Source organism: Streptomyces sp. NPDC058308 (genome assembly GCF_042880275.1).
Lineage (GTDB): Bacteria > Actinomycetota > Actinomycetes > Streptomycetales > Streptomycetaceae > Streptomyces.
The window spans coordinates 1-1163 of the sequence record NZ_JBHVZA010000069.1 but is presented as its reverse complement, the minus strand read 5'-3'; the positions used below and the strand labels follow the sequence as shown (position 1 = coordinate 1163).

Annotated in this window: 2 protein-coding genes; both read right to left on the bottom strand. The window is 67.8% G+C overall.

Annotated features, from left to right (window positions below; all coding sequences use genetic code 11):
- Window positions 1–23: 23 nt before the first annotated feature.
- Entirely contained in the window at window positions 24–503 is a 480-nt protein-coding gene (locus ACFVYL_RS37730; RefSeq protein WP_389724791.1) for a transposase, read from the bottom strand.
- Window positions 504–550: 47 nt separating this feature from the next.
- Window positions 551–1093, bottom strand: a complete 543-nt coding sequence (locus ACFVYL_RS37725; protein ID WP_389724788.1) for a winged helix-turn-helix domain-containing protein — start codon at window positions 1091–1093, stop codon at window positions 551–553.
- Window positions 1094–1163: the final 70 nt, after the last annotated feature.

Here is a 1163-nt window from a genome sequence, read left to right as displayed (position 1 = left end):
CTAGAGATCTTTAATGGCTGGGGTTACGGCGGTTGGAGGTCGAGTCCGGTCTTGGCGATGAGCCCCTCGATGAGGTGGGGTCGATACTGCATCCGTTTCAGCCGCGTCTTCACCAATGCGGTGAGCTGGTCAAGGCTGTGTTTGGTGAGGTTGGCCAGGGACCTCTTCAGGTGCGACCACACGCCCTCGACCGGGTTGAACTCCGGAGCGTATGGCGGCAGGTGGTAAACGGTCAGCCATAGTCGCGCCGCGATCAGCCGTCGCATTGTGTGGCTGACGTGCGTGTTCAGATTGTCCCAGACCAGGACGATGGGGCCGCCGAGCTGCTGGTGGGCGGCATCGAGCAGGCGGGCGTAGTCGGTCTCGGTGAAGCCCTTGCGTCGGCCTTTGGCGGGGCCGCAGTCCAGGTGGATGCGGTAGATCAGCCGTGGGCTGCGGCCGCCCTTCGTACAGATCAGCGCCGCCATCGAGACCCGCTTGGTGCCCGCGGCGGTGACCTTCACGACCGGGGTGCGGCCCCGGCGGCCCCAGGTGCGGCCCTTGGGCGGCCTCAGTCCCTGACCTGCCTCGTCCTCGAAGCAGAGCCAGGCGCCCAAGTCCGCCGCCCTCTTTTTATGACAGGCCACTGCTCGTCCTTCCAGGCAGCGATCTTCGACTCATCCCGCTCGGTGGCCTTCCGGGCCGGGACCTGCACGCTCCAGCCGATGCGGTGCAGCAACAGGTCGAGCCCGGCCAGGGTGTACTCGACGCCGAACCGACGGCGCACGATCTCGGCGATCCGGGCCAGCGTCCAGCACTGGTCATTCCAGCCGCACGCGGCCGGACCGGCCTCCAGTACCGCCTCCAGGGACCGTAGTTGGCCGGCATCGAGCTTGCAGCGGGCGCCGCCGGGACCCTTGGAGACCAGCGCCTGGCGGCCGCCCGAGGCCAGAGTCCGCCGCCAGCGGTTCGCCGACATCCGGGTCACCCGGAACCGCCGGGCCACCTCCCGGTCACTGGCTCCCGCCTCGATCAAGTCGGCCGCCGCGAACCGGACTTGCTCGCGTCGATCCCGCTCCTCGGCTGTCAGTCCACCGCCATCGGGATACCTCATTCCTCCGGCATAGCGCGGCCCACGATAACCGTCACGACCCCACGTAACCCGCACCGTTAAAGATCTCTAG